Source organism: Serinibacter arcticus (assembly GCF_004786095.1).
GTDB lineage: Bacteria > Actinomycetota > Actinomycetes > Actinomycetales > Beutenbergiaceae > Litorihabitans > Litorihabitans arcticus.
Window position 1 is genome coordinate 758698 of sequence record NZ_RHPJ01000003.1, and the last position, 22217, is coordinate 780914.

Here is a 22217-nt window from a genome sequence, read left to right on the forward strand (position 1 = left end):
CGTCGTCGTCAGATCTGCTTGACGACCCGGGCCGGGTTGCCGACGGCGACCACGTTCGCCGGGATGTCGCGCGTGACGACGGCGCCCGCACCGATCACGCTGTTCTCGCCGATCGTGACGCCGGGGCAGACGATGACGCCGCCGCCGAGCCACACGTTGTCGCCGATGACGATCGGCTGCGCCGCCTCGAGCTTGTCGCGGCGCGGCTGCGGGTCGACGGGGTGGGTGGGGGTCAGGAGCTGGACGTTCGGCCCGATCTGGCAGTCCTCTCCGATCGTGATGGTCGCGACGTCGAGCGCGGTGAGGTTGTAGTTGACGAACGTGCGGGCGCCGATGTGGATGCCCTCGCCGTAGTCGACGAACAGCGGCGGCTTGACGTAGGCGTCCTCGCCCAGCGTGCCGAGGAGGTCGGCCAGGATGGCGCGGGCACCGGGGTCGGCCGCGACGTCGGCACGGTGGTAGCCATCGGCCAGGGCGACACCGCGACGGGCGAGGCGCTCGTTGTCGGGGTCGTCGGCGATGTAGAGGTCGCCCGCCAGCATGCGCTCGCGGTTGGTGCGGGGGTCTCCGGCGAAGTAGTCCGTCATGGGGGTAGCGTACATTCGTACACACAAGGTCGCGACGACGAGGAGGGGCCGTGCCGAGCTCGACGAGGTCCTCCGGGGCACCCCGCACGTCCGCCGCCCCCCGCGCGTCCGCCGCACCTCGCACCCGTCGCACCGACCCCGACCGCCGCGACCGGATCATCGACGCGTGCCTCGACGTCGTGGCGGAGCACGGCGTGGCCGGCACGACCCACCGGAAGGTGGCCGTGGCCGCCGACGTGCCGCTGGGCTCGATGACCTACCACTTCGAGGGCATGGACGAGCTGCTGCGGCTGGCGTTCGAGCGGTTCTCGCAGGCGATGAGCCAGCGGTTCGAGGACCGGATGGCGGCGGTGACCACGCGCGAGGAGGCGCTGGACGCCGTCACCGCCATCATCAGCGACGACGTCTTCACCGACGACCGCGAGCTGGTGCTGACCCACGAGCTGTACACGTTCGCGGCGCGACGGCCGGAGTACCGGACGCTGACGCGAAACTGGATGGCGGCGTCGCGGCGCGCGCTGGAGCGGCACTTCGACCCGGCCACGGCGCGGCTGATCGACGCCGCGATCGAGGGGCTGACGATCCACCAGGCGTTCGACCCGGCACCGCGCACGCAGCTGGACGTGCCCGCCGTCGTGCGGCAGATCGCTGCGATCCACGCCTCCGACGCACCCTGACGGGGCGGCTCGGGCAGGCTCGCCCGCCTGCTCGCCGCCGCGCGACCGGCCCACCGACCGCGAGAGCGACCCCAGCGCCGCGAGAGCGACCCGTCCGCGGAGGCTCCTTCGCGAGAGCGACCTAGCCGCCGCGAGAGCGATCTCCGACGCGTCGCTCTCGCGGCACGCAGGTCGCTCTCGCGCCACGGCCATCCACCGATCCACCGCTCCAGCGACCGACCGAGCTGCCGCGAGGTCCGGTCGGCGTGGGTGTCGGTTGCCGCGATCCTGACCCGCTGTTAACGTCACCACGCATGGTGTGAACGCTCACACTGCTACTTCGACGGAGAAGAGCCCATGGTCAGACACTCCCGCCGAGCGATCGGCTCCCTCGCTGCGTTGGCGGTCGCCGCCACCCTCGCGACCACGGCGGTCCCCGCCCAGGCCCAGGACGTCGCCGCCGACGACCTGCTCCTGAGCTACGACTTCACCACCGCGACGGGCACCGACACGGCCGCGGTCGTCCCCGACGGATCGGGTCACGGCCGGACCGCCACCGTGATCGGCGGCGCGGCTCGGACACCCGACGGACTGACGCTGGACGGCGTCGACGACTACGTGCAGCTGCCCGGCGACGTGCTCGCCGGCGTCACCGACATCACGATCTCCGCGGAGGTGCGTCTCGCTGCGAACCAGGCCACCCCCTACTTCCTCTGGGGCTTCGGCAACACCACCGACGGCGCCGGGAACGGCTACCTGTTCGCGACGGGCAACGCCTACCGCGCCGGGATCGCCTCGGGCAACTGGAGCACCGAGCAGGTTGCGGGCAGCGGCGCCAACCTCACGCGCGACGCGTGGCACACGCTCACCTACACGCAGTCGGGCACCACCTCGCGGCTGTACCTCGACGGCGCCCAGGTCGCCACGAACACGAACGTCTCCCTGACCCCTGGCTCCATCGGCGCCGGCAGCACCACCCGCAACGCCATCGGCCGCTCGGTCTACGACTCAGACCGCCTGCTCCAGGGTACGGTCCGCAGCTTCGACGTCTGGGACGCCGCCCTCAGCGCGGACCAGGTCGCCTCCCTCGCTCCCGCCGACGCCGACAGGGTCGAGCGCGACGCCGCGCAGCTGACCCTCGGCGACACGTCCGCCGTCACCGCCGACCTCGCACTCCCTCCCACGGGCGGGTACGGATCGACGATCGCCTGGGCCACCTCCGATCCGGGGGTGGTCACGGCCGAAGGCGTCGTCACTCGTCCCGCGGACGGCGGCCCCGACGCCTCCGCCACCCTGACCGCCACCGTTGCTCGAGGTGGAGCCACGCGGACGCGCACCTTCGACGTCACCGTCCTGGCGCAGCTCGATCCCGGCGCCCGCGCGCAGGCCGACCTCGACGCCCTCGTGCTGGCGAACGCCGACGACGTGCGCGGCAACCTGACGCTCCCGAGCACCGGCGCCGTCCACGGCAGCACGCTCGCGTGGACCGCCTCCCCCGCCGGCATCGTCGCCACCGAGGCCGCCGACGGCCGCTCAGCGGGCGTGGTCACGCGCCCGGCCGCCGACACCGTCGTCACGCTGACCGCCACGGTCCCCGGCACGACGGCGACCCGCGCCATCCCCGTCACGGTCACCGCGGCCCCCGCCGACCTCGACGACGACTACAGCGCCGGCTACCTCTGGACCCACTTCGCGGTCGAGGGCGGCTACGAGAAGATCTTCATGGGCCACTCCGACGACGGCCTGCAGTGGTCCAAGCTGAACGACAACACCTCGATCCTCGCCAACCTGGGCGGCGACCTCGGCGTCCGCGACCCCCACCTCGTCCGCTCGCCCGAGGGCGACCGGTACTGGATCATCGGGACCGACCTGCATGCCGAGGGCGGCGGCCCAGGTGGCTCGGGCTGGGACCAGCTGAACGCCAGTCAGAACATCGTCGTGTGGGAGTCCACCGACCTCGTGACCTGGAGCGACCAGCGCATCGTGTTCGCGGGGTTCGACGCCGCGGGCTGCGTCTGGGCGCCTGAGGCGGTGTGGAACGAGGCCACCGGCGAGTACTACGTCTACTGGTCCGCCCGCGACCGCGGCGACGTCGACACCCCCGACTGGGCGCTGCGCGTCTACCTGACCAAGACCCGCGACTTCGTCACGTTCTCCGAGCCCGAGATCTGGGCATCGCTCAACGAGCAGGGCGACGGCGCGGGCGGCGCCAACATCATCGACTCCAGCATCGCGGTCGAGGACGGCGTCTACTACCGCTTCTCCACCTCCGACTGGGACACGGTCATCGACACCGCCCCGAGCCTCGACGGCCCGTGGACCACCGTCGTGGCCAAGGGCGAGGCGGCCGCGCACGGCCTACGACCCCGCATGGAGGGGCTGACCGTCTTCCCGCTCCCCGACGGCCGCTGGGCGCTGTACGGCGACGAGAACGCCTACTACGGCCACGTGACCGACTCGCTCGCCAGCCTGCAGTTCACCCAGCTGACGACCGGCACCGGACCCGAGGAGTTCTCGTTCGAGGAGAAGTTCCGCCACGGCTCCGTCCTGCAGCTCACCCGTGCCGAGGAGGAGCGCCTCCTGGCCGCGTACGGCGACCCCGAGCCCGAGCCGCAGGGCCTCGTCGCGGAGTACACCTTCGACGACGGCACGCTGGCGGACTCGGTCGGCGACAACGACCTCACCTCCCACGGCTCGGCCGCGGTGGTGACCGACGCCGAGCGCGGGTCCGTCCTGCGCCTGGACGGCACGGCGGGCGGCTACGCCTCCTTCCCGACCGGGTTCTTCGACGGTCGGGACGAGATGACCGTCTCCTTCGACATGCGTTCGGACCTCACCGGGGGGAACTTCTTCTCCTTCGCGTTCGGGAAGGACCAGCAGAGCTACTACTTCCTGCGCACGCGCGGCGGTGAGGTGCGCAGCGCCCTCACGGCGAGCTCCTGGCAGGGCGAGTCCGCCGTCACGGGGTCCGTCGCCCCCGGCGCCTGGCACCGCTACGACGTCGTCCTCGACGGCCGGACGACGGTCGTCTACGTCGACGGCGTGAAGCTGGGCGAGAACACCGCTCTCAGCGCGAGCGTCGCGGACCTCGGGTCTGATCTCGCCGGCTATCTCGGTCGGTCGTTCTACGCGGGTGACGGCTACTTCGCCGGCGCCTTCGACGACGTCCGCATCCACGACCGCGCCCTGACGGCGGACGAGCTCGTCGGCAAGGACCAGCTGCTCGACGTCTCCCTGACCACGACCGGCGTGCTCAAGATCGACCCGATCGTGTCGGGCGCGGACCGCACGGTCACGTTCCCGGTCGTCCCGGGCACCCCGCTCACCGCCCTGGCCCCGACCTTCTCGGCGGCCACCGGCGTCACGGTCTCCCCGGCGTCGGGCACACCGGTGGACCTCAGCACCCCCGTCACCTACACGCTCACGGCCGACGACGGCGCCCGGGCCACGTGGACCATGTCCGCCGTCGAGATGCGCAGCCCGGTGCTGCCGGGCCTCTACGCCGACCCGAACATCGCGATCTTCGGCGACACGTACTACATCTACGCCACCAGTGACGGATTCCCGGGCTGGGGCGGCAAGGAGTTCTACGTCTGGAGCTCACCCGACCTCGTGGACTGGACGCGGTCGGAGGAGCCGTTCCTCACGCTCGACGGCGCGAACGGCAACGTCCCGTGGGCGTCGGGCAACGCCTGGGCCCCGACGATCATCGAGCGGGCGGGGAAGTACTACTTCTACTTCTCCGGCCACAACGACTCCGTGGACCGCAAGACGATCGGTGTCGCCGTCGCCGACAGCCCGGAGGGGCCGTTCACGGCCCAGCCGCAGGCGATGATCCTCAACGACGGCCCGGTCACCTCCGGCCAGGCCATCGACCCGGCTGCGTTCCACGACCCGGTCAGCGGGAAGTACTTCCTCTACTGGGGCAACGGCCGACCCGTCTACGCCGAGCTGGCCGAGGACATGGTCTCGCTCGTCCCCGGCACCATCGCCGCTCAGGAGGGCCTCGTGGACTACCGCGAGGGCTCGTTCATGAACTACCGCGACGGGATCTACCACCTGACCTACTCGATCGACGACACCGGATCACCCGACTACCGGGTCGGGTACGCCACCTCGGCGAGCCCGCACGGTCCCTGGACCTACCGCGGCGTCATCCTGAGCAAGGACACCTCCCTCGGCATCCTCGGCACCGGGCACCACTCGATCGTCCAGGTCCCCGGGACCGACGACTGGTACGTCGCCTACCACCGGTTCGCCATGCCCGGCGGCAACGGCAACAACCGCGAGACCACCATCGACCGGGTCACGTTCGGCGCCGACGGCCTCATCCAGCCGATCGTCCCGACGCTCGAGAGCGTCGGACCGCAGACCATCGAGGTCGAAACCGCGCCCCCGAGCGCGGTGACGGTGACGCCGTCGACGGCGACGCTGGAGGTGGGCGAGCAGGTCGCGCTGACGGCCGCCGTCGCACCCGTCGGTGCTGACCAGGACGTCGCCTGGTCGTCCTCGGCACCGCTCACGGCGACCGTGGACGGGACCGGCACCGTGACCGCGCACGCACCGGGCCGGGTCGAGATCACCGCGACCTCGCTCGCGGCGGGCTCGATCTCCGGGACGGCGAGCGTCACCGTGACGGACACGGACGTGCCCCCGCCGCTCGTGTTCACGGACGTCAGGGAGGGCGACCAGTTCTTCGACGAGATCTCGTGGCTGTCCCAGCGCGGCATCACGACCGGCTGGCTGCTGCCGGACGGGACGCGGGAGTACCGGCCCGTGACCCCCGTCGCGCGCGACGCGATGGCGGCCTTCCTCTACCGTCTCGCCGGATCCCCCGCCTTCACGGCACCGGAGGTCTCCCCCTTCACCGACCTCGACCTCAGCAACCAGTTCTACAAGGAGATCACCTGGCTGCACGCCACCGGGATCTCCACCGGCTGGCCCCAGACCGACGGAACCGCCGAGTTCCGCCCCCTGGACCCCATCGCCCGCGACGCCATGGCCGCCTTCCTGTACCGCTACGCCGACCAGCGCGACGGCATCGAACCCGGCTGGACCCCACCCACGGTCTCCCCGTTCTCCGACGTGGGCACCGGCAGCCAGTTTTACGAGGAGATCGCCTGGCTCGCTGACACCGGCATCGCCACCGGCTGGACCGGAGCAGGCAACGACGGCACCGACATCTACCAACCCCTGTCCCCCGTCAACCGCGACGCCATGGCCGCCTTCATGAACCGCCTCCACCACCACCTCACCCAGAACTGACACCAGCACCACCACAAGCACCACCCACGAACGGCGGGCCACCCCAGGTGGCCCGCCGTTCCCACACCCCTGGGTAGACCCAGACCCACCATCAACCTCCCCCACCACCGCGAGAGCGACCCCAGCGCCGCGAGGACGACCCCGGACACGTCGCTCCCACGGCGGACGGGTCGCTCCCACGTCACCCTCGACCCCGAGCGCACGGACGACCGGGTGCGTGAACGTTCACACCACGTTATGATTCCAGCAGATGGTGACGTCATCATCTGCGCCCCAACGTCGGGGCACCTTTCTTTCTCACGATGGAGTGTGGAATGGCGACACGCACGTACGCCCTCACCGCAGCCCTCGCCATGGGGCTCGGGCTCCTGGTTCCGGTCGGCGCCAGCGCCGCACCGGACGAGGGCCTGGTGGCTTGGTACAAGCTCGACGAGACGGCCGGCTCCGTGGCCGCCGACTCCTCGGGCAACGGTCGCGACGCGGCCGTCGAAGGCGCCGCCGGCTGGAACGCCGGCGCCGGCTTCACCTTCTCCGGCGGCGCCGCGAGCGGCGGCAACGCCGTCAAGCTGCCGAACGACATCATCGCCGGGCTCGACGAGATCACCGTCAGCGCCGACGTCTGGGTGGACCCCGCCCTGACGGGCAACCACTTCATCTACAACCTGGGCAACACGGCCACCGGCGGCGGCACGGGGTCGGGCTACCTGTTCGCCACGGCGGGCTACGGCAGCAACCCCAACTTCCGCGGCGTCATCTCCGACCGCTGGTGGAACAACGAGTCGGGCGCGCAGCGCACCGGCGCCCTGCCCAAGGGCGTGTGGAAGCACGTCACGCTGACGCTCGCCGACCGCACGATGACGCTGTTCGAGGACGGCGTCCAGGTCGCGCGGACGGCTGACATCGACCCGGCGCGCATCCCGTCGGCCATCGGCGGCGGCACCACCACGCGCAACTACATCGGCCGGTCCGCCTACGCCGCCGACACCTCCTTCAAGGGTGTCGTGCGCGACTTCCGCATCTACGACGGCGCACTGAGCGCCACCGAGGTGGCCGAGATCTCCGGCGAGGCCCACCGGGCCACGGTCGACGCGGACGCCGCCTGGGTCGCCACGGCGCTCGGGGACACCTCCGCCGTCATCGCGAACCTGACGCTCCCCGCCACGGGTCCCGCCCGGTCCGCGATCACCTGGACCTCGAACAGGCCCGCCGTCGTCTCGAACGCCGGGGTCGTCACGCGCACGACGCAGTCGGAGAGCGTCGAGCTGACCGCCACGCTCACCGCGGGGACGACCTCGACCACGCGCGTCGTGACCGTCGTCGTGCCCGGCACCGCGAACCCCGACCAGGACGCGGTCGACGCCGTCGTGGACGACGTCGTGGTGCACGACGTCGACGACGTGCGCGGCAACCTCACGCTGCCGACCGAGATCGGCGACGGCGTCGCGATCGCCTGGGCCTCCTCCGCCCCCGCGACGATCGCCGTCGACGGCGTGGTCACCCGCCCCGCGACCGGCTCCCCGGCCGCGACCGTCGAGCTCACCGCCACGCTGACGCGCGGCACCGGCACCGCGACCCGGACCTTCACGGCCACCGTGCCGGCGCTCCCGGTCTCCGAGCCGTACGAGGCGTACGCGTTCTCCTACTTCACCGGCGACTCCGTCCCGGGCGAGAAGATCTACTTCGGCGCCTCCAACGGCAACGACGCCCGCAACTGGGTCACGCTGAACGGCGGCCAGCCCGTCATCACCTCGACCGAGGGCACGACCGGCCTGCGCGACCCGTTCCTCATCCGCTCCCCCGAGGGCGACAAGGTCTACATGATCGCGACCGACCTCTCCATCGGGAACAACCCGAACTGGGACGCCTCGCAGCGCCAGGGCAGCCAGTACCTGGAGATCTGGGAGAGCACGGACATGGTGACGTGGTCGCAGCAGCGCCACGTCAAGGTCTCCCCCGACAACGCCGGCAACACCTGGGCGCCCGAGGCGTACTGGGACGACACCATCGGCGCCTACGTCGTCTTCTGGGCCTCCAAGCTCTACGCCGACGACGACCCCGGCCACACCGGCGGTCAGCCCAACCGGATGATGTACGCCACGACGCGCGACTTCCACACCTTCACTCCCGCCCAGGTCTGGCAGGACACGGGCGTCTCGCGCATCGACTCCACGGTGATCAAGGAGGGTGACACCTACTACCGGTTCACCAAGGACGAGGGTCGCAACCTCACCGGGCCGAACGCGTGCCTCGACATCTTCGAGGAGCGCTCCACGAGCCTGCGGGCCGTAACCACGACGACCACGACGACGGCGCCCGCCGACGAGTGGTCGCTCGAGGCGACGTGCATCGGCCAGCAGGCCGGCACCGGTGCCGTCGAGGGCCCGACGGTCTTCAAGGCGAACGAGGGCGACGTCAACGGCGAGGGCTACTACCTCTTCGTCGACGAGTTCGGGGGCCGCAAGTACATCCCGCTGTTCTCCACCGAGCTGGGCGACGACGCCGACTGGACCGTCCCGACGCAGTTCTCCCTCCCGACGCCGGCCCCGCGCCACGGCACGGTGCTGCCGATCACGAAGGCGGAGCAGGAGCGCATGTTCGCCGCGCTGCTGGCCGAGCCGACCGCCGCGCTGCCCTCGGCCGTGCGGACGGCCGTCGGCACCCCGGCCGAGCTGCCCGCACGCGTCCCGGTGACGTTCGCCGACGGCACGACGCAGCAGCTCGCCGTCACGTGGGACGTCACGGACGCGGACTACTACGAGACGGCCGGCACGGTCACCTTCTCGGGCGCGGTCACCGGTTTCGACCTGACCGCCCAGGTCACGGTCACCGTCTCCGACGTCGTCGAGGTCAACATCGCCCCCGAGCCGACCACCACCGCCGTCGCCTCCTACAGCGAGGGCGGCTTCGGGATCGACCGGACCCGCAACCGCGACCGGACCGACAAGGGCTGGTCGAACTGGCAGGGCGGCACGCGCCCCTCGCCCGCGACGCTGACGTACACGTTCCCCGAGGCCCCGATCAGCGGCGTCGGGACGTGGTTCTACAAGGACGGCAGCAACACGAGCTGGCCCGAGACCATGAGCGTGGAGTACCGCACGCCCGCGGGCACGTGGACCCGGGCACCCGGTTTCGAGGCGGATCGCACCCTGGCGAACCCGGCCGTCGGTGCCCCCGTCGTCGAGGACCACTGGGACGCCGTGCAGGCCACGGGCGTCCGCCTCACGCTCGCGAACACCGCCAACCGCTTCCTCACCGTGTCCGAGGTCGAGATCTACCGGGCCGAGGGTGAGGCTCCGGCCACGGCTCCGGTGCTCTCGGAGCTCGCCGCCGGTGGGACGAGCGTCCCGCTCCTCGCGGGTCAGGTGGACTACACGGTCCCCGTGACCGGATCGGCGTTCCCGGCCGTCACGGCGGCCACGGCCACCGGCGGCGCCACCGTGACGATCGTCCAGGCCACGGCCGGTACCGACGGCGTCGCCACGGTGACCGTCACCGGGCCGACCGGGCTGAGCACGGTCTACACCGTGACGTTCCCGCGCACGGTCGGTGTCACGGCGTCGCTCCCGGCGGCGGCGGTCACGGGCGACCCGGTCTCCGCGACGGTCACGACCGACCCCTCGGACGCCGTCGTGAGCTACGCCTGGACGCGCAACGGCACGCCGGTCGACGGCGCGACCGGGGCCACCCTCACCCCGACGACCGCGGGGACGTACCGGGTCAGGGTGACCGCGACCGTAGACGGCTTCACGTCGGGTTCGACGACGGCGCAGGTCACCGTCACGGCAGCCGTCCCGCTGGTCTTCACGGACGTCACGCCCGACACGGCGTTCCACGACGAGATCTGGTGGCTCGCCGAGCGCGGGGTCACGCGCGGCTGGCTGCTTCCGGACGGCACGCGGGAGTTCCGCCCCGTGACGCCGGTGGCGCGCGACGCCATGGCGGCGTTCCTCTACCGCCTCGCCGACGAGCCCCCGTTCACCGCGCCGGAGGTCTCGCCGTTCACGGACGTGGCCACCGACAACGAGTTCTACACGGAGATCGCCTGGCTCCACTCGGAGAAGATCTCGACCGGCTGGGACAACGGCGACGGGACGTTCTCGTTCCGCCCCCTGGCTCCGATCGCACGCGACGCGATGGCGGCGTTCCTCTACCGCTACGCCGACGTCTCCGGCGACGTCTCCGGTGACGAGGCGCCCGCCGTCTCGGCCTTCGCCGACGTGAGCACGGACAACCAGTTCTACCGCGAGATCTCCTGGCTCGCCTCGGAGCGGATCGCGACCGGCTGGGTCGACGGGAACGACGGCACCGCCGTCTTCCGCCCGCTGAACCCGGTCAACCGGGACGCCATGGCGGCGTTCATGTACCGCCTGGACGACGAGCGCGACTGACCCGACGCGTGCGATGTGGGCGGTGGTGGTGGCGGGCGACCGTCACCACCACCGCCCACCTGATCGCCCACCCCTGAGCCAGACCCCGCCCCACCCCCGCTGGATCCCCGAGAGCAAGGACGACGACGTGCACCTCTCCCCCTGGCGTCGACGGACGGCGGCCGCAGCAGCGGCCGCGGTCGCGTCGGTCGGGCTGCTGATCCCGACAGCAGCGGCCGACCCCGTCACCGACGACCCCGACCTCCTCCTGCACTACGACTTCGCGAGCCCGGGCGTCGTGGCCGACGTGTCCGGCAACGGCAACGACGGCACGCTGCTCGGCGCCGGCGCCACGATCGCCGACGGCGAGCTCCGCCTGCCCGGCGGCGGTGCCGGCTCCGGCGCGGGCCACGTGCGCCTGCCCGACGGCCTGTTCGACGGCCGCGACACCCTCACCATCTCCACCTGGCTGAAGAACGAGACCGGCGACGGCAACTACGCCGCGGCGTTCTTCGGTTCGCCGGGCAACCCGCCCGCGCAGTACTGGCTGCTCAACCCCTCCACCCCGTCGGGCACCGTCAAGACCGTCCTGACGGGCTCCAGCGCACCGAGCGCGCCGTGGGGCACGGAGGTCGGCATCTCCCCGACCAACGGCGCGCAGGGCGTGGCCGGACCGCGCTCCACCACCGAGTGGGCGATGTACACCACGGTCATCACGCCGACGTCGATCACGGGCTACCTCAACGGCACCTCGATGGGCACCGTGCCCGTCGCCCGCACCGTCTCCCAGTTCGGTACCGGGCTGGTCGGCTACCTCGGCCGCTCCTCCTACCCCGACAACTACTTCAGGGGCGGGATCGACGACGTCGTCGTGTCCGCCGGCGCCTACGACGCCGCCGACGTCGCGAACCTCTACCACTCGGGCGACCGCGTCCCCGAGGCCACGACCCAGGCCGCCCTCGCGGCCGACGCCGACGCCGTCGTGCTCCCGGTGAGCACCTCGGGCGACGTCACGCTGCCGAGCGCCGGCGCGAGCGGCGCAGCCATCGCCTGGGCGAGCGACGACGTCGCACACCTAGCCGCCGACGGCACGGTCACGCGGCCCGGCCAGGGTCAGCCCGACGTCGAGGTCACGCTGACCGCGACCCTCACCCTGGGCGGATCCACGCTGACGCGCACCTACGACGTGACGGTGCTGGCGCTGGACCCCGCGGGCGATCTGGACCGGACGGCCGACGCGTTCGACCTCGGCGTCACGGTCACCGCCGACGACATCACGCTCCTGCCGCAGTCGCGCGACGGCGCCGCGGACATCGCGTGGGGGACCTCCGACGCCGGCGTGATCGGTCTCGACGGCACCGTCACGCGCGGCGGGAGCGACCGCGAGGTCACGCTCACCGCGACGTTCACGGCCGCCTCCGCCCCCGGCGCGAGCGCGGTGCGCACCTACCGCGTGACCGTCCCGGCCCAGGACGCCGGCCGGATCGCCGCGTACATCAGGACCGGCGACACGGACCGCACGGACGTGCTGCACCTCGCGGCCGCGACCGGCTCCGACGGTGCGTACGTCGCCCTGAACAACGACAAGGGTGTGCGCTACCCGACCTTCGGCCGCGGCAGCTCGCGGTACGGCTCCCCCGTGATCTTCCGTCAGCCCGACGGCACCTTCGGCTTCCTCGCGACGGACAACGGCACCAGCGCACAGGTGTTCGTCTACGACTCGGCCGACCTCGTCACGTACGGCAACGAGCGCCTCGCCACCACCAACACGGCCGGGCACGTCGTGTCGCGCGCGAGCGTCCGCTGGGACAACGCGATCCTCGCCTACCGCGTCGTCTACACGACGCCGGCCGGTGCCTCGTACGAGGTCACCACGGCCGACTTCGCGTCGTTCTCCGCCCCGGTCTCGACGACGACCCCGGCCGCCTCCGCGGTCGCCGGCCTGCCGGGCGACGCCGTCGAGGCGAGCGAGCTCGCCGTCACCCGGGACGTCTACGACGCGGTGGTGGCGAAGCTCGGACGCATCACGAACACGGGCGTGGGTGGTTTCGCCGACGTGACGCTGCCGGTCGACGGCGACCTCGCCCTGCCCGAGAAGGTCGACCTGACCTACTCCGACGGCTCGACCAAGCAGCTCGGGGTCGAGTGGGACACCAGCGACGTCGACCTGACCGCACCCGGCACCTACGAGGTCACCGGCGAGGTCCAGCAGCCGGTCTACGGCGACACGGACGGCATCCTCGTGCGCGAGCGCGCCGATCCGTGGGTCCTGCGCGACGATGAGCGCACGGGCGAGACCGAGTACTACCTCACGGGCTCCTACCCCACCACGCAGGAGAACGCCGGAGTGGGGTACGACCGGATCGTGCTGCGCCGCGCCGGGGACATCAACGGCCTGACGAGCGCGCAGGAGAAGGTCGTCCTGTACGCGGGCAACGTCAGTCCGTCGGTCACGAAGGAGCCGGGCGTTCAGACGGCGACGTCGCACTTCCGCTACTTCTGGGCGCCCGAGTTCCACAAGATCGACGGCGACTGGGTCATCCTGTTCACCGCGTCGACCGGGACCGGCTCCCCCTGGGACATCCGCCCCGCGATCATGCGGGCCGACGGCGAGGACGACCCGCTGGACCCGGCGAGCTGGAGCGAGCCGCAGTTCATGCAGGCCTTCCCCGGTGACACCGCGGCGTTCACGCACTTCTCCCTCGACATGACCTACTTCGAGGCGAACGGGAAGCACTACATGGTGTGGGCCGAGAAGCCTGGCTCGTCCGACCTGCGCATGGCCGAGATCGACCCGGCCGACCCGCAGCGCCTGACGTCGCCGTCGATCCTGCTCTCCACCCCGAACTACGCGTGGGAGCGCAGCAGCGGCAACGTGATCAACGAGGGCGCCTCGGTGATCTCCGACGACAGATCCGTCTTCGTCTTCTTCTCGGCCGCCTCGGTCGACGAGACCTACGCCGTCGGCGTGCTGTCCGCGCCGAAGGACGGCGACCTCATGGACCCGGCCACGTGGACCAAGTCGGGCTACCCGCTGCTGACCACCGACGACTTCGACGGTGCGCAGATGGGGCCGGGTCACAACTCATTCACGCTGGACGCCGACGGCAACCCCGTCATCGTCTACCACGCGCGGCCCCCGCGGGCGGAGTGGGCACCGGGCGCCGACGGCGGTCTGAACGACCCGAGCCGCCACGCCAGGGTCAAGACGGTCCACTTCGCCGCCGACGGTCAGGCCGTGCTCAACCAGACGCGCGAGGAGGAGCTGGCGTCGGAGAACCGGGAGGTCTCGCTGACGGTGACGGTCGAGGCCGAGCCGGTGGAGCCGGTCGTCCCGGTCTTCGCCGACGTGCCCGCCGGCACGCAGTTCTTCGAGCAGATCCAGTGGCTCGCCCAGCGCCAGATCTCCACCGGCTGGCAGCTGCCCGACGGAACCAAGGAGTACCGACCCGTCACCCCCGTCGCACGCGATGCCATGGCGGCCTTCCTCTACCGCCTCGCCGGATCCCCCGCCTTCACAGCACCGGAGGTCTCACCGTTCACCGACGTCGACGTCAGCAACAAGTTCTACAAGGAGATCACCTGGCTCCACACCACCGGCATCTCCACCGGCTGGCCCCAGACCGACGGAACCGCCCAGTTCCGACCCCTGGACCCCATCGCCCGCGACGCCATGGCCGCCTTCCTGCACCGCTACGCCGACCAGCGCGACGGCATCCAGACCGACTGGACACCCCCCGCCGTCTCCCCGTTCTCCGACGTCGACGTCAGCAACCAGTACTACGAGGAGATCACCTGGCTCCACACCAGTGAGATCGCCACCGGCTGGACCGGAGCAGGCAACGACGGCACCGACATCTACCAACCCCTCTCACCCGTCAACCGCGACGCCATGGCCGCCTTCATGAACCGCCTGGAGAACCACCTCACCCAGAGCTGACACCAGCACCACCACAAGCACCACCCACGAACGGCGGGCCACCCCAGGTGGCCCGCCGTTCCCACACCCGCGAGGTAGACCCACCCGGCCACCCCCACCTCCGCGAGAGCGACCCCAGCGCCGCGACAGCGACCCCGGACACGTCGCTCCCACAGCGCTGGGGTCGCTCCCACGGGACTGGTCGCACCCCAGGGTCAGTCGCTCCCGGACGCCGGCTCGTCACCGCACCCGACCTCCCCCTGCCCGCGAGGTAGACCCGCCGGGCCACCCACAACCACACTCGGCCTCGGCATCGGCCTCACCTCCGCGAGAGCGACCCCAGCGCCGCGAGGACGACCCCGCACACGTCGCTCCCACGACGGACAGATCGCTCCCACGGGACGGTCGGCGGGTCGGGGTCGGGGTCGGGCTCGGGTCGGGGGCGGGGGCGCGCGCACGGGCCGCACGAGAACGACGAGAGGCGGCACCCTGACCGGAGTGCCGCCTCTCGCCTTCGTCGCCGGTCGTCGCCGACCGGGACAGCTACTCCCGCCGTCGCACCACCGCGCGCTGCAGCAGGACGAAGGCCAGCAGCACCCCGCCGGTGATGACGGTCGTCATCTCGGGCGGGATGGAGCCGTCGCGGGAGATGATCACGTTCATGAGGCCGAGCACCAGCGCGCCGATGACCGAGCCGAGCACGAAGCCCGCTCCCCCGGTCAGGAGCGTGCCGCCGATGACGGCGGCCGCGATCGCGTCGAGCTCCCAGCCCACACCCGTGATGTTCTGGGCGATCCCGAGCCTGGCGGTGTAGACCACGGCCGCGAGACCCGAGAGCGAGCCCGAGATGACGTAGACGAGCATCTTCGAGCGGTGCACCGGGAGTCCCATGAGCTGCGCGGACTGCTCCTTGCCGCCGATCGCGTAGATCGTTCGGCCCGTGCGCGTGCGGTGCAGCACGAAGAACCCGCCGAGCACCACGAGCAGCGCGATGACGACGCCCGGGGTGATGACGAAGTCGTTCACCTTCGGGCCGTCGTAGATCTTGATCTGGGTGCCGAGCGCGCGGATCGGCGAGTCGTCCCCGAGGCGCTCGGGCACCGTCGACAGCGTCGAGGCGAGCCCCCGGGCGAGGAACATCATGGCGAGCGTGGCGATGAACGGCTGCACGTTCAGGTACTGGATCAACCAGCCGGAGATCAGTCCGAACGTCGCGCCGAACGCGATCATCAGCACCATCACGAGGTAGGCGTTCCAACCGGCGTTCGCGAGCATCACGCCCGCCACGGAGCTGAACGCGATCACGGCGCCGACCGAGAGGTCGATGCCGCCCGTGATGATCACGAACGTCAGCGCCACGGCGATGATGATGAGGTGGCTGTTGTTGATCAGCAGGTTCGAGGTGGTCGACGGCTGCAGGATCCGGCCGTAGACGATCTCGGCGTAGATCACCATGCCGACGAAGATCACCAGGGCCGCCCACGTGGGCAGCGAGGTGGTGTGCGTGCGCATCCATCCCGTCACGCGGGCCAGGGGTCCCGCGGGCGGGGTCGGGGTCTCCGGGGGGGCGGTCGCTGTCTGGACGGACATCAGGCCGTCACCTCCGCGGTGGTCGGGGTGGTCGTGCGGCGCGAGCGCAGCTTCGCGAGCTGGGTGTGCAACCACGGCGACTGGATGAGGAACAGGATGACGATGACGGCGGCCTTGAAGGCCGGCGTCGCCGAGGACGGCACCCCGAGGAACACGACCGTCTTGTCAAGGGTCGCGATGAGGACCGCGCCGACGGCGGCGCCCCTGATCGAGAACTTGCCGCCCGCCAGCGACGTGCCGCCGATCACGACGGCGAGGATCGCGTCCAGCTCCATCTGGTTGCCGGTGTTGGAGACGTCGACGGTCATGACCGACGCCGTCGCGAACACGCCCGCCATGCCGCCGAGCACGGCCGCGGCGACGTAGACGGTGAAGATGATCGCGCGCTTGTTCACGCCCGCGAGGCGCGCGGCCTCGGCGTCGATCCCGATGGCCTCGATCATCAGGCCGAGCGCGCTGCGACGCACGATGAGCCCCACGACCGCGACGATGGCGACGGCGAGCAGCACCACGACCGGCAGGCCGACCACGTAGCCGTTGGCGATCCAGCGGAACGGCTCCGACGTCGCCGTCGTGTTCTGGCCCCCGGTGATGACCTTGGCGATGCCCCGGCCCGCGAGCATCATGATGAGCGTCGAGATGAAGGGCTGCAGTCCGACGACGGAGACGAGCACGCCGTTCACGACGCCGAGGACGCCCGCCACGAGCAGCGCGAGCAGCAGCGCCAGCCCCGCGGTCCCGAGGCTGGAGGAGCCGCTCGCGGAGAGGAACTCCATCGCGACGGCGCCCGCGATCACCATGGCCGAGCCGATCGACAGGTCGATCCCGCCCGTCGCGATGACCAGGGCCATGCCCGTCGCGATCATCAGGATCGGAGCCGAGGCCCGCAGGATGTCGACGAGGTTGCCGCGCAGGCCGCCGAGGTTGTCGCTGTAGCTGATCGACAGGTACGTCGGGTCCTTGATCACGTTGATGACCAGGAGCAGGACGATCGCGACGATCGCCCACACGAACTGCTGGCGCCCGACGTTGCGCAGGCGCTCCCCGAACGTGGAGGACGTGGCGGTGCTCATGACTCGCTCCTCTCGGTGCTGGTGGAGGTGCCGGTCGGGGTGCTGGTCGAGGTGGTGCCGGGGAACGTCTCGTCGCTGACGTCCAGCGCGGCGACCGTCTGGGCAGTCCCCTCCTCGTCGGCGATGACGGCGACGATGGTGGCCGCGGAGACGGTGCCGTCGTTGACGATCTCGGCGACCTTCTCGCGGTCGCGCATGACGACGATCCGGTCGCTCACGCGTGCGACCTCCTCGATCTCGGAGGAGATGAACACGACGCTCATGCCGTCCTCCGCGAGCTTCTGGACCGCGGTGATGATGTCGGCCTTGGCACCGACGTCGATGCCGCGGGTCGGCTCGTCCAGGATCATCAGGTCCGGCCTGGTGGCCAGCCACCGGCCGAGCAGCACCTTCTGCTGGTTGCCGCCGGAGAGGTTCTTGATCGGTCGGTCCGGATCCGCCGGGCGGACGCCGAACTCCTTGATGTACTTGTCGACGATCTCGTCGGTGTCCTTCTTCGACAGTGGCCGCATCCAGCCGCGGCGGGCCTGGACGGCGAGAATCATGTTCTCGCGGACGCTGAGGTCGGCGATGATGCCCTCGTCGCGACGGTTCTCCGAGGACAGCGCGATGCCGTTGGCGAGACCCGCCGCGGGCGAACCGATCGCGGTCTTGCGGCCCTTGAGCGTGATGCTGCCGGAGTCGGGCCTGTCCGCGCCGTACAGGAGGCGGGCGAGCTCGGTCCGGCCCGATCCGAGCAGACCGGCGAAGCCGACGATCTCGCCCTTGCCGATGGCGAGGTCGGTCGCGCCGACCGACCCCTTGCGCCCGAGGTTCTCCGCGACGAGGAGGGGCTCGCGCTGTCCGGGGGCGACGCCGTCGCGCACCTCGTGCTCGCCCGCGAGCGTGGAGAGCTCGCGGCCGATCATCGTGGCGATCAGCGACGAGCGGTCGAGGTCCTTGGTCAGGAACTCCCCCTCGAAGCGTCCGTTGCGCAGCACCGTCATCCGGTCGGAGATCTCGTAGACCTGCTCGAGGAAGTGGGAGACGAAGAGGATCGCCACGCCCTCGGAGCGCAGCTGGCGGATGACGCCGAAGAGCGTGGAGACCTCCTGCTTGTCCAGGCTCGAGGTGGGCTCGTCGAGGATCAGCACGTGCGACTTCGTCACCATCGCGCGAGCGATGGCGACGAGCTGCTGCACGGCGATCGAGAGGGTGGACAGCGGGAGGCGCGTGTCGAGGTGGCCGAGGCCGAACCGCTCGAGGTTCTCCTTCGCGCGGCGGTGCGTCGCCCGCCAGCTGATGCCGAAGCGGCCGCGCACCTCGTGGCCGAGCATGACGTTCTCGCCGATGCTCAGGTTCCGGACGAGGTTGACCTCCTGGTAGACGGTCGCGATGCCCGCCTCCTGCGCGTCGGCCGTTCCGGCGAGCTGCCGCGGCGACCCGTCGATGACGATCTCGCCCGCGTCGATGCTGTAGACGCCGGTCAGACACTTGATCAGCGTGGACTTCCCTGCGCCGTTCTCGCCCATCAGGGCGTGGACCTCACCGGGAAGGAGACGGAAGTCGACTCCGTCGAGCGCCTTCACACCGGGGAACCCGATGTGGATGCCGCGCATCTCGACTATGGGCTCGTGGCTCATCGTTGATGCCTCACTCGTGCGTGCGCGGAACGGTCCGCGCGGGATCTGCTGGTGACCTTCTCGCCCGACGGTGGGGAGAGGCCCTTCTCGCCCGGGAGGGCGTGCCCCCGTGGGGAGCACGCCCTCGTCGAGAGATCAGAACTTGCGGTCGGGCAGGGCCTCGGTGGCCGCTTCCGGGGAGTCGAACGTCGTCGACGGCACGATGATGTAGGAGTCGACGTCGGCGCCCTCGAGCGCGCTGGTGACGGCCTCGACGGCGGTGTCACCGAACAGCGGGTTGTACTCGGCCACGAAGCTCAGGCGGCCCTCGGACAGCGCCTCGAGCGCGCCCTTGGTGCCGTCGATCGTGGCGATCTTGACGTCCTCGCCCGGGGTCAGGCCGGCCTCCTCGATGGCGAGCGCGGCGCCCAGACCCATCTCGTCGTTCTGCGCGAAGATCAGGTCGATGTCGTTGTTGTTGGCCTTGAGGACGGTCTCGACGACCGACTTGGCCTCGTCCGTGGACCAGTTGGCGGTCTGTGCGCCGACCTTGGTGAAGGACGACTCGGCGCCGACGACCTCGTCCCAGCCCTCGTTGCGCTCGTTGACGACCGAGACACCGGCCGGACCCTCGAGCGTGAAGTACTTCGCGCCGTCGGGGAACGTCTCCAGGGCCCAGTTCGCGACGGACTTGGACACCTCGATGTTGTCGGGCGCGATGCGCGTGACGTACAGCGAGTCGTCGTCGGGCTCGATGCCGCGGTCGATCAGGATGACCGGGATCTCGGCCTCCTGCGCACGCGTCAGGGAGTCCTCCCAGCCGGAGCCCTCGGTGGCCGAGAGCAGGATGACGTCGACACCCTCGTCGACGAACGACGTGAACGCGTCGATCTGCGACTTCTGGTCGAGGTTGGTGGCGGGGGCGTACTTCAGGTCGTAGCCCGCGTCCGTGGTGAACGTGTCGCGGATGTTCTGCTCGTTGGCCGAGCGCCAGGCGCCCTCGGGCCCGACGGCCACGAAACCGACCGTCGTGGTGCCGCCGTCGCCGCCCGCGTCACCGCCACCGTCGCCCTCACCGCTGTCGCCGGGGCCGCACGCGGCCAGGGTCAGCATGGTCGCTGCTGCAGCTGCGGCGACGAAAGTCCGACGTGTCCGCACGGAAACCTTCATGGAAACTCTCCTTCGAGTCGTGGGCGTCACACCTGTGACGATCTCCAGGACGCTGTCGCGTCCCCCGTGGAAGAGTGTTAACGCTCACACCTCTGGACGCAACCCGAACACGGTCACAGTTCGATCACGCTCGGCATGCGGATGGTGACGTCGCCATAGTGGGCGCCCACGCTAGCGGTGAGATCTCGCTGATCACCGACCTGTCACGGGCAGCACCATGATCGACTCCCCCACCTCGGGATCGTCGACGGCGCCCGCCAGCCAGTCCGGTCGCGTGCGCAGCACCTCCACCCAGCCGGTTGCGCGGTAGAGCCGTCCCGCCACCGGGTTGAGGTCGACCACCTCGAGGCACGGGTGCAACCCCGCGTCCCGGATGCCGCCGACCGCCGTGGCCAGCAGCCGTCGCCCGAGCCCGCGCCCGCCGGCCGCCGGGTCGACGAACAGCGTCGAGACCCAGGCCAGGCCGGAGACCGGGCAGCCGTGAGCCGTCGCGCAGGCCTCGACGGCCGCCGTGCCCGGATCGGCCGGCCGCGTCCAGCACACGTGCCCGACGACCCGCCCGTCGATCTCGGCGACCCACGCCGCGACGGCGTCGTCGGCGTGCAGGAACTCCTCGACCGGGAACGGCAGCGGGTTGCGGACCGGATAGCTCGTGAGCGGCTGCTGTGCCAGGAGCACGTCGGCCAGCACGGGGACGTCGTCGCGCCGCCGTCGCCGGATGACCGGAGCGCCCGGCCCCTCCCCGGTCGGCCCCTCGCTCGGTCCCCCCGCGCGCGACGGCGGGGCCACCAGCACCGCGCACGCGATCCCGATCGCGGCTCCGACCAGCGTGTCCACGACCCGCTCGAGCGCCACGTCCGTCGAGGCGAGCGCGCCACCCGTCGCCGCCGTCGCGATCAGCAGCACGAGCGGTGTGATGAAGGTCAGCGCGAGCGCGTAGTGGCGCACGACGACCAGCTCGACCGCGAGCTGGAGCGCGCCGAGGACGAGTCCGAGCACGACGCCGCTCGGGCCCAGCTGGGCGAGAAGCAGGAAGAGCGCGGCCCCCGCGACCGTCCCGACGGCGCGGTGCACACCGCGCGTGACCGTCACGCGCCGCGCGGCGGAGACCCCCACCACGGCGACGCCGGCCGTGACGACCCAGTACGCCCGCTGGGGATCGACGACGGCGGCCGCCGCCACGCCCACGACGGCCACCGCCGTCGCTCGCAGCAGCACGGTGCGGGCGCCGTCGTCCAACCGAGGACCGGGCAGCAGCTCGCGCAGGGACCGCGCCGGGGCGCGGCGGTGGCGCCGTCGCAGCAACGGGGCGACGGCGAGCAGGTAGGCGAACGCGGAGGACCCCGCCACGGCCGCGAGGAGCGTCGCCGGCTCGACCACGCGCGCGCCGTCGTGCACCGCCGTGACCCCCGCCGAGAGGCCGAAGACGAGCACGAAGAAGATCGGGCCGGGTGGGCCGAGGGAGAACGCCAGGGTTCCGGCGGATGCCAGCACCGACCACACGAGCAGTCCGACCAGCACGACGGCGGTCCCACCGGCCGCGGCCACGGCGCCGGCCGCGGCGCTGAGCAGCAGCGCCACCGCGACGACGGGGACGAGGACCGCCCGCTCCCGGGGGGTCGCGCGCCCGCCGTACAGGCCGGTGAACGCCCCGGTCGCGGCGAGCAGCCCGAGGTCGGCGCGACCCAGGGCCGCAAGCAGGACCACGGGGACCGCCATCGCGAGCGCCGCCTGGATCGCGAGCGGCCAGCGCCCTCGCGTGGGTGGACCGAACGTGAGGAGGCTGCTGCGCACGTGCGCGACCTCGCGGCGGACCCGCGTCGGCCGGGTCGGCCGGGTCGGCGCGCCGTCGTGCCCGGCGCGCTCCTTCTCGATCATCGCCCCCATGGTAGATCTGCGCCTTGGTTCGATCGTGCGCACGGCGTCCGTGCCCACCGCGCTCATGCCCCGTTCACCCGCTCGACCTGCGCGTGTCACAGGGGCGACCTA

The 22217-nt window shown here is 71.3% G+C and carries 10 protein-coding genes; 4 read left to right on the forward strand and 6 right to left on the reverse strand.

Features of this window, described 5'->3' with window-relative positions; translation table 11 throughout:
* Positions 1 to 8: 8 nt before the first annotated feature.
* The gene (locus SERN_RS12530; protein ID WP_135850418.1) at positions 9 to 587 is read right to left on the reverse strand and encodes a sugar O-acetyltransferase; all 579 of its coding nucleotides are present in this window, start codon (positions 585 to 587) and stop codon (positions 9 to 11) included.
* A gap of 50 nt (positions 588 to 637) precedes the next feature.
* On the opposite strand from SERN_RS12530, the gene SERN_RS12535 reads away from it, so the two are divergent.
* From SERN_RS12535 to SERN_RS12550, 4 genes are all read left to right on the forward strand, one after another.
* A complete protein-coding gene (locus tag SERN_RS12535) occupies positions 638 to 1264 on the forward strand; it encodes a TetR/AcrR family transcriptional regulator (RefSeq protein ID WP_135850419.1) in 627 nt (208 codons plus the stop codon).
* Between the two features lie 336 nt (positions 1265 to 1600).
* Complete coding sequence (locus tag SERN_RS12540; RefSeq protein ID WP_135850420.1) at positions 1601 to 6508, forward strand: family 43 glycosylhydrolase; 4908 nt, start codon at positions 1601 to 1603, stop codon at positions 6506 to 6508.
* Positions 6509 to 6822: 314 nt separating this feature from the next.
* The gene (locus SERN_RS12545) at positions 6823 to 10896 is read left to right on the forward strand and encodes an immunoglobulin-like domain-containing protein (protein WP_233251663.1); all 4074 of its coding nucleotides are present in this window, start codon (positions 6823 to 6825) and stop codon (positions 10894 to 10896) included.
* 127 nt (positions 10897 to 11023) lie between these two features.
* The gene (locus tag SERN_RS12550) at positions 11024 to 14815 is read left to right on the forward strand and encodes a family 43 glycosylhydrolase (RefSeq protein ID WP_158292656.1); all 3792 of its coding nucleotides are present in this window, start codon (positions 11024 to 11026) and stop codon (positions 14813 to 14815) included.
* A 522-nt stretch (positions 14816 to 15337) separates the two neighbouring features.
* Here SERN_RS12550 and SERN_RS12555 read toward each other — a convergent pair.
* From SERN_RS12555 to SERN_RS12575, 5 genes are all read right to left on the reverse strand, one after another.
* Positions 15338 to 16384, reverse strand: coding sequence for an ABC transporter permease (locus SERN_RS12555; protein ID WP_135850423.1), 1047 nt, complete (start codon positions 16382 to 16384; stop codon positions 15338 to 15340).
* Entirely contained in the window at positions 16384 to 17457 is a 1074-nt protein-coding gene (locus SERN_RS12560) for an ABC transporter permease (protein WP_135850424.1), read from the reverse strand. Before SERN_RS12560 ends, SERN_RS12555 begins: the two co-directional genes overlap by 1 nt.
* On the reverse strand, positions 17454 to 19079 hold the full coding sequence (locus SERN_RS12565) for a sugar ABC transporter ATP-binding protein (RefSeq protein WP_135850425.1): 1626 nt from the start codon (positions 19077 to 19079) through the stop codon (positions 17454 to 17456). Before SERN_RS12565 ends, SERN_RS12560 begins: the two co-directional genes overlap by 4 nt.
* 135 nt (positions 19080 to 19214) lie before the next feature.
* On the reverse strand, positions 19215 to 20228 hold the full coding sequence (locus SERN_RS12570; protein ID WP_135850426.1) for an ABC transporter substrate-binding protein: 1014 nt from the start codon (positions 20226 to 20228) through the stop codon (positions 19215 to 19217).
* Positions 20229 to 20420: 192 nt separating this feature from the next.
* Positions 20421 to 22106, reverse strand: a complete 1686-nt coding sequence (locus SERN_RS12575; protein ID WP_135850427.1) for a GNAT family N-acetyltransferase — start codon at positions 22104 to 22106, stop codon at positions 20421 to 20423.
* Positions 22107 to 22217 lie beyond the last annotated feature (111 nt).

Bases quoted from the DNA above. Each gene is read 5' to 3' on its own strand.
- SERN_RS12530 (WP_135850418.1), bottom strand. From the start codon at position 587: ATGACGGACTACTTCGCCGGAGACCCCCGCACCAACCGCGAGCGCATG.
- SERN_RS12540 (WP_135850420.1), top strand. From the start codon at position 1,601: ATGGTCAGACACTCCCGCCGAGCGATCGGCTCCCTCGCTGCGTTGGCG.
- SERN_RS12545 (WP_233251663.1), top strand. From the start codon at position 6,823: ATGGCGACACGCACGTACGCCCTCACCGCAGCCCTCGCCATGGGGCTC.
- SERN_RS12555 (WP_135850423.1), bottom strand. From the start codon at position 16,384: ATGTCCGTCCAGACAGCGACCGCCCCCCCGGAGACCCCGACCCCGCCC.
- SERN_RS12560 (WP_135850424.1), bottom strand. From the start codon at position 17,457: ATGAGCACCGCCACGTCCTCCACGTTCGGGGAGCGCCTGCGCAACGTC.
- SERN_RS12565 (WP_135850425.1), bottom strand. From the start codon at position 19,079: ATGAGCCACGAGCCCATAGTCGAGATGCGCGGCATCCACATCGGGTTC.
- SERN_RS12570 (WP_135850426.1), bottom strand. From the start codon at position 20,228: ATGAAGGTTTCCGTGCGGACACGTCGGACTTTCGTCGCCGCAGCTGCA.
- SERN_RS12575 (WP_135850427.1), bottom strand. From the start codon at position 22,106: ATGATCGAGAAGGAGCGCGCCGGGCACGACGGCGCGCCGACCCGGCCG.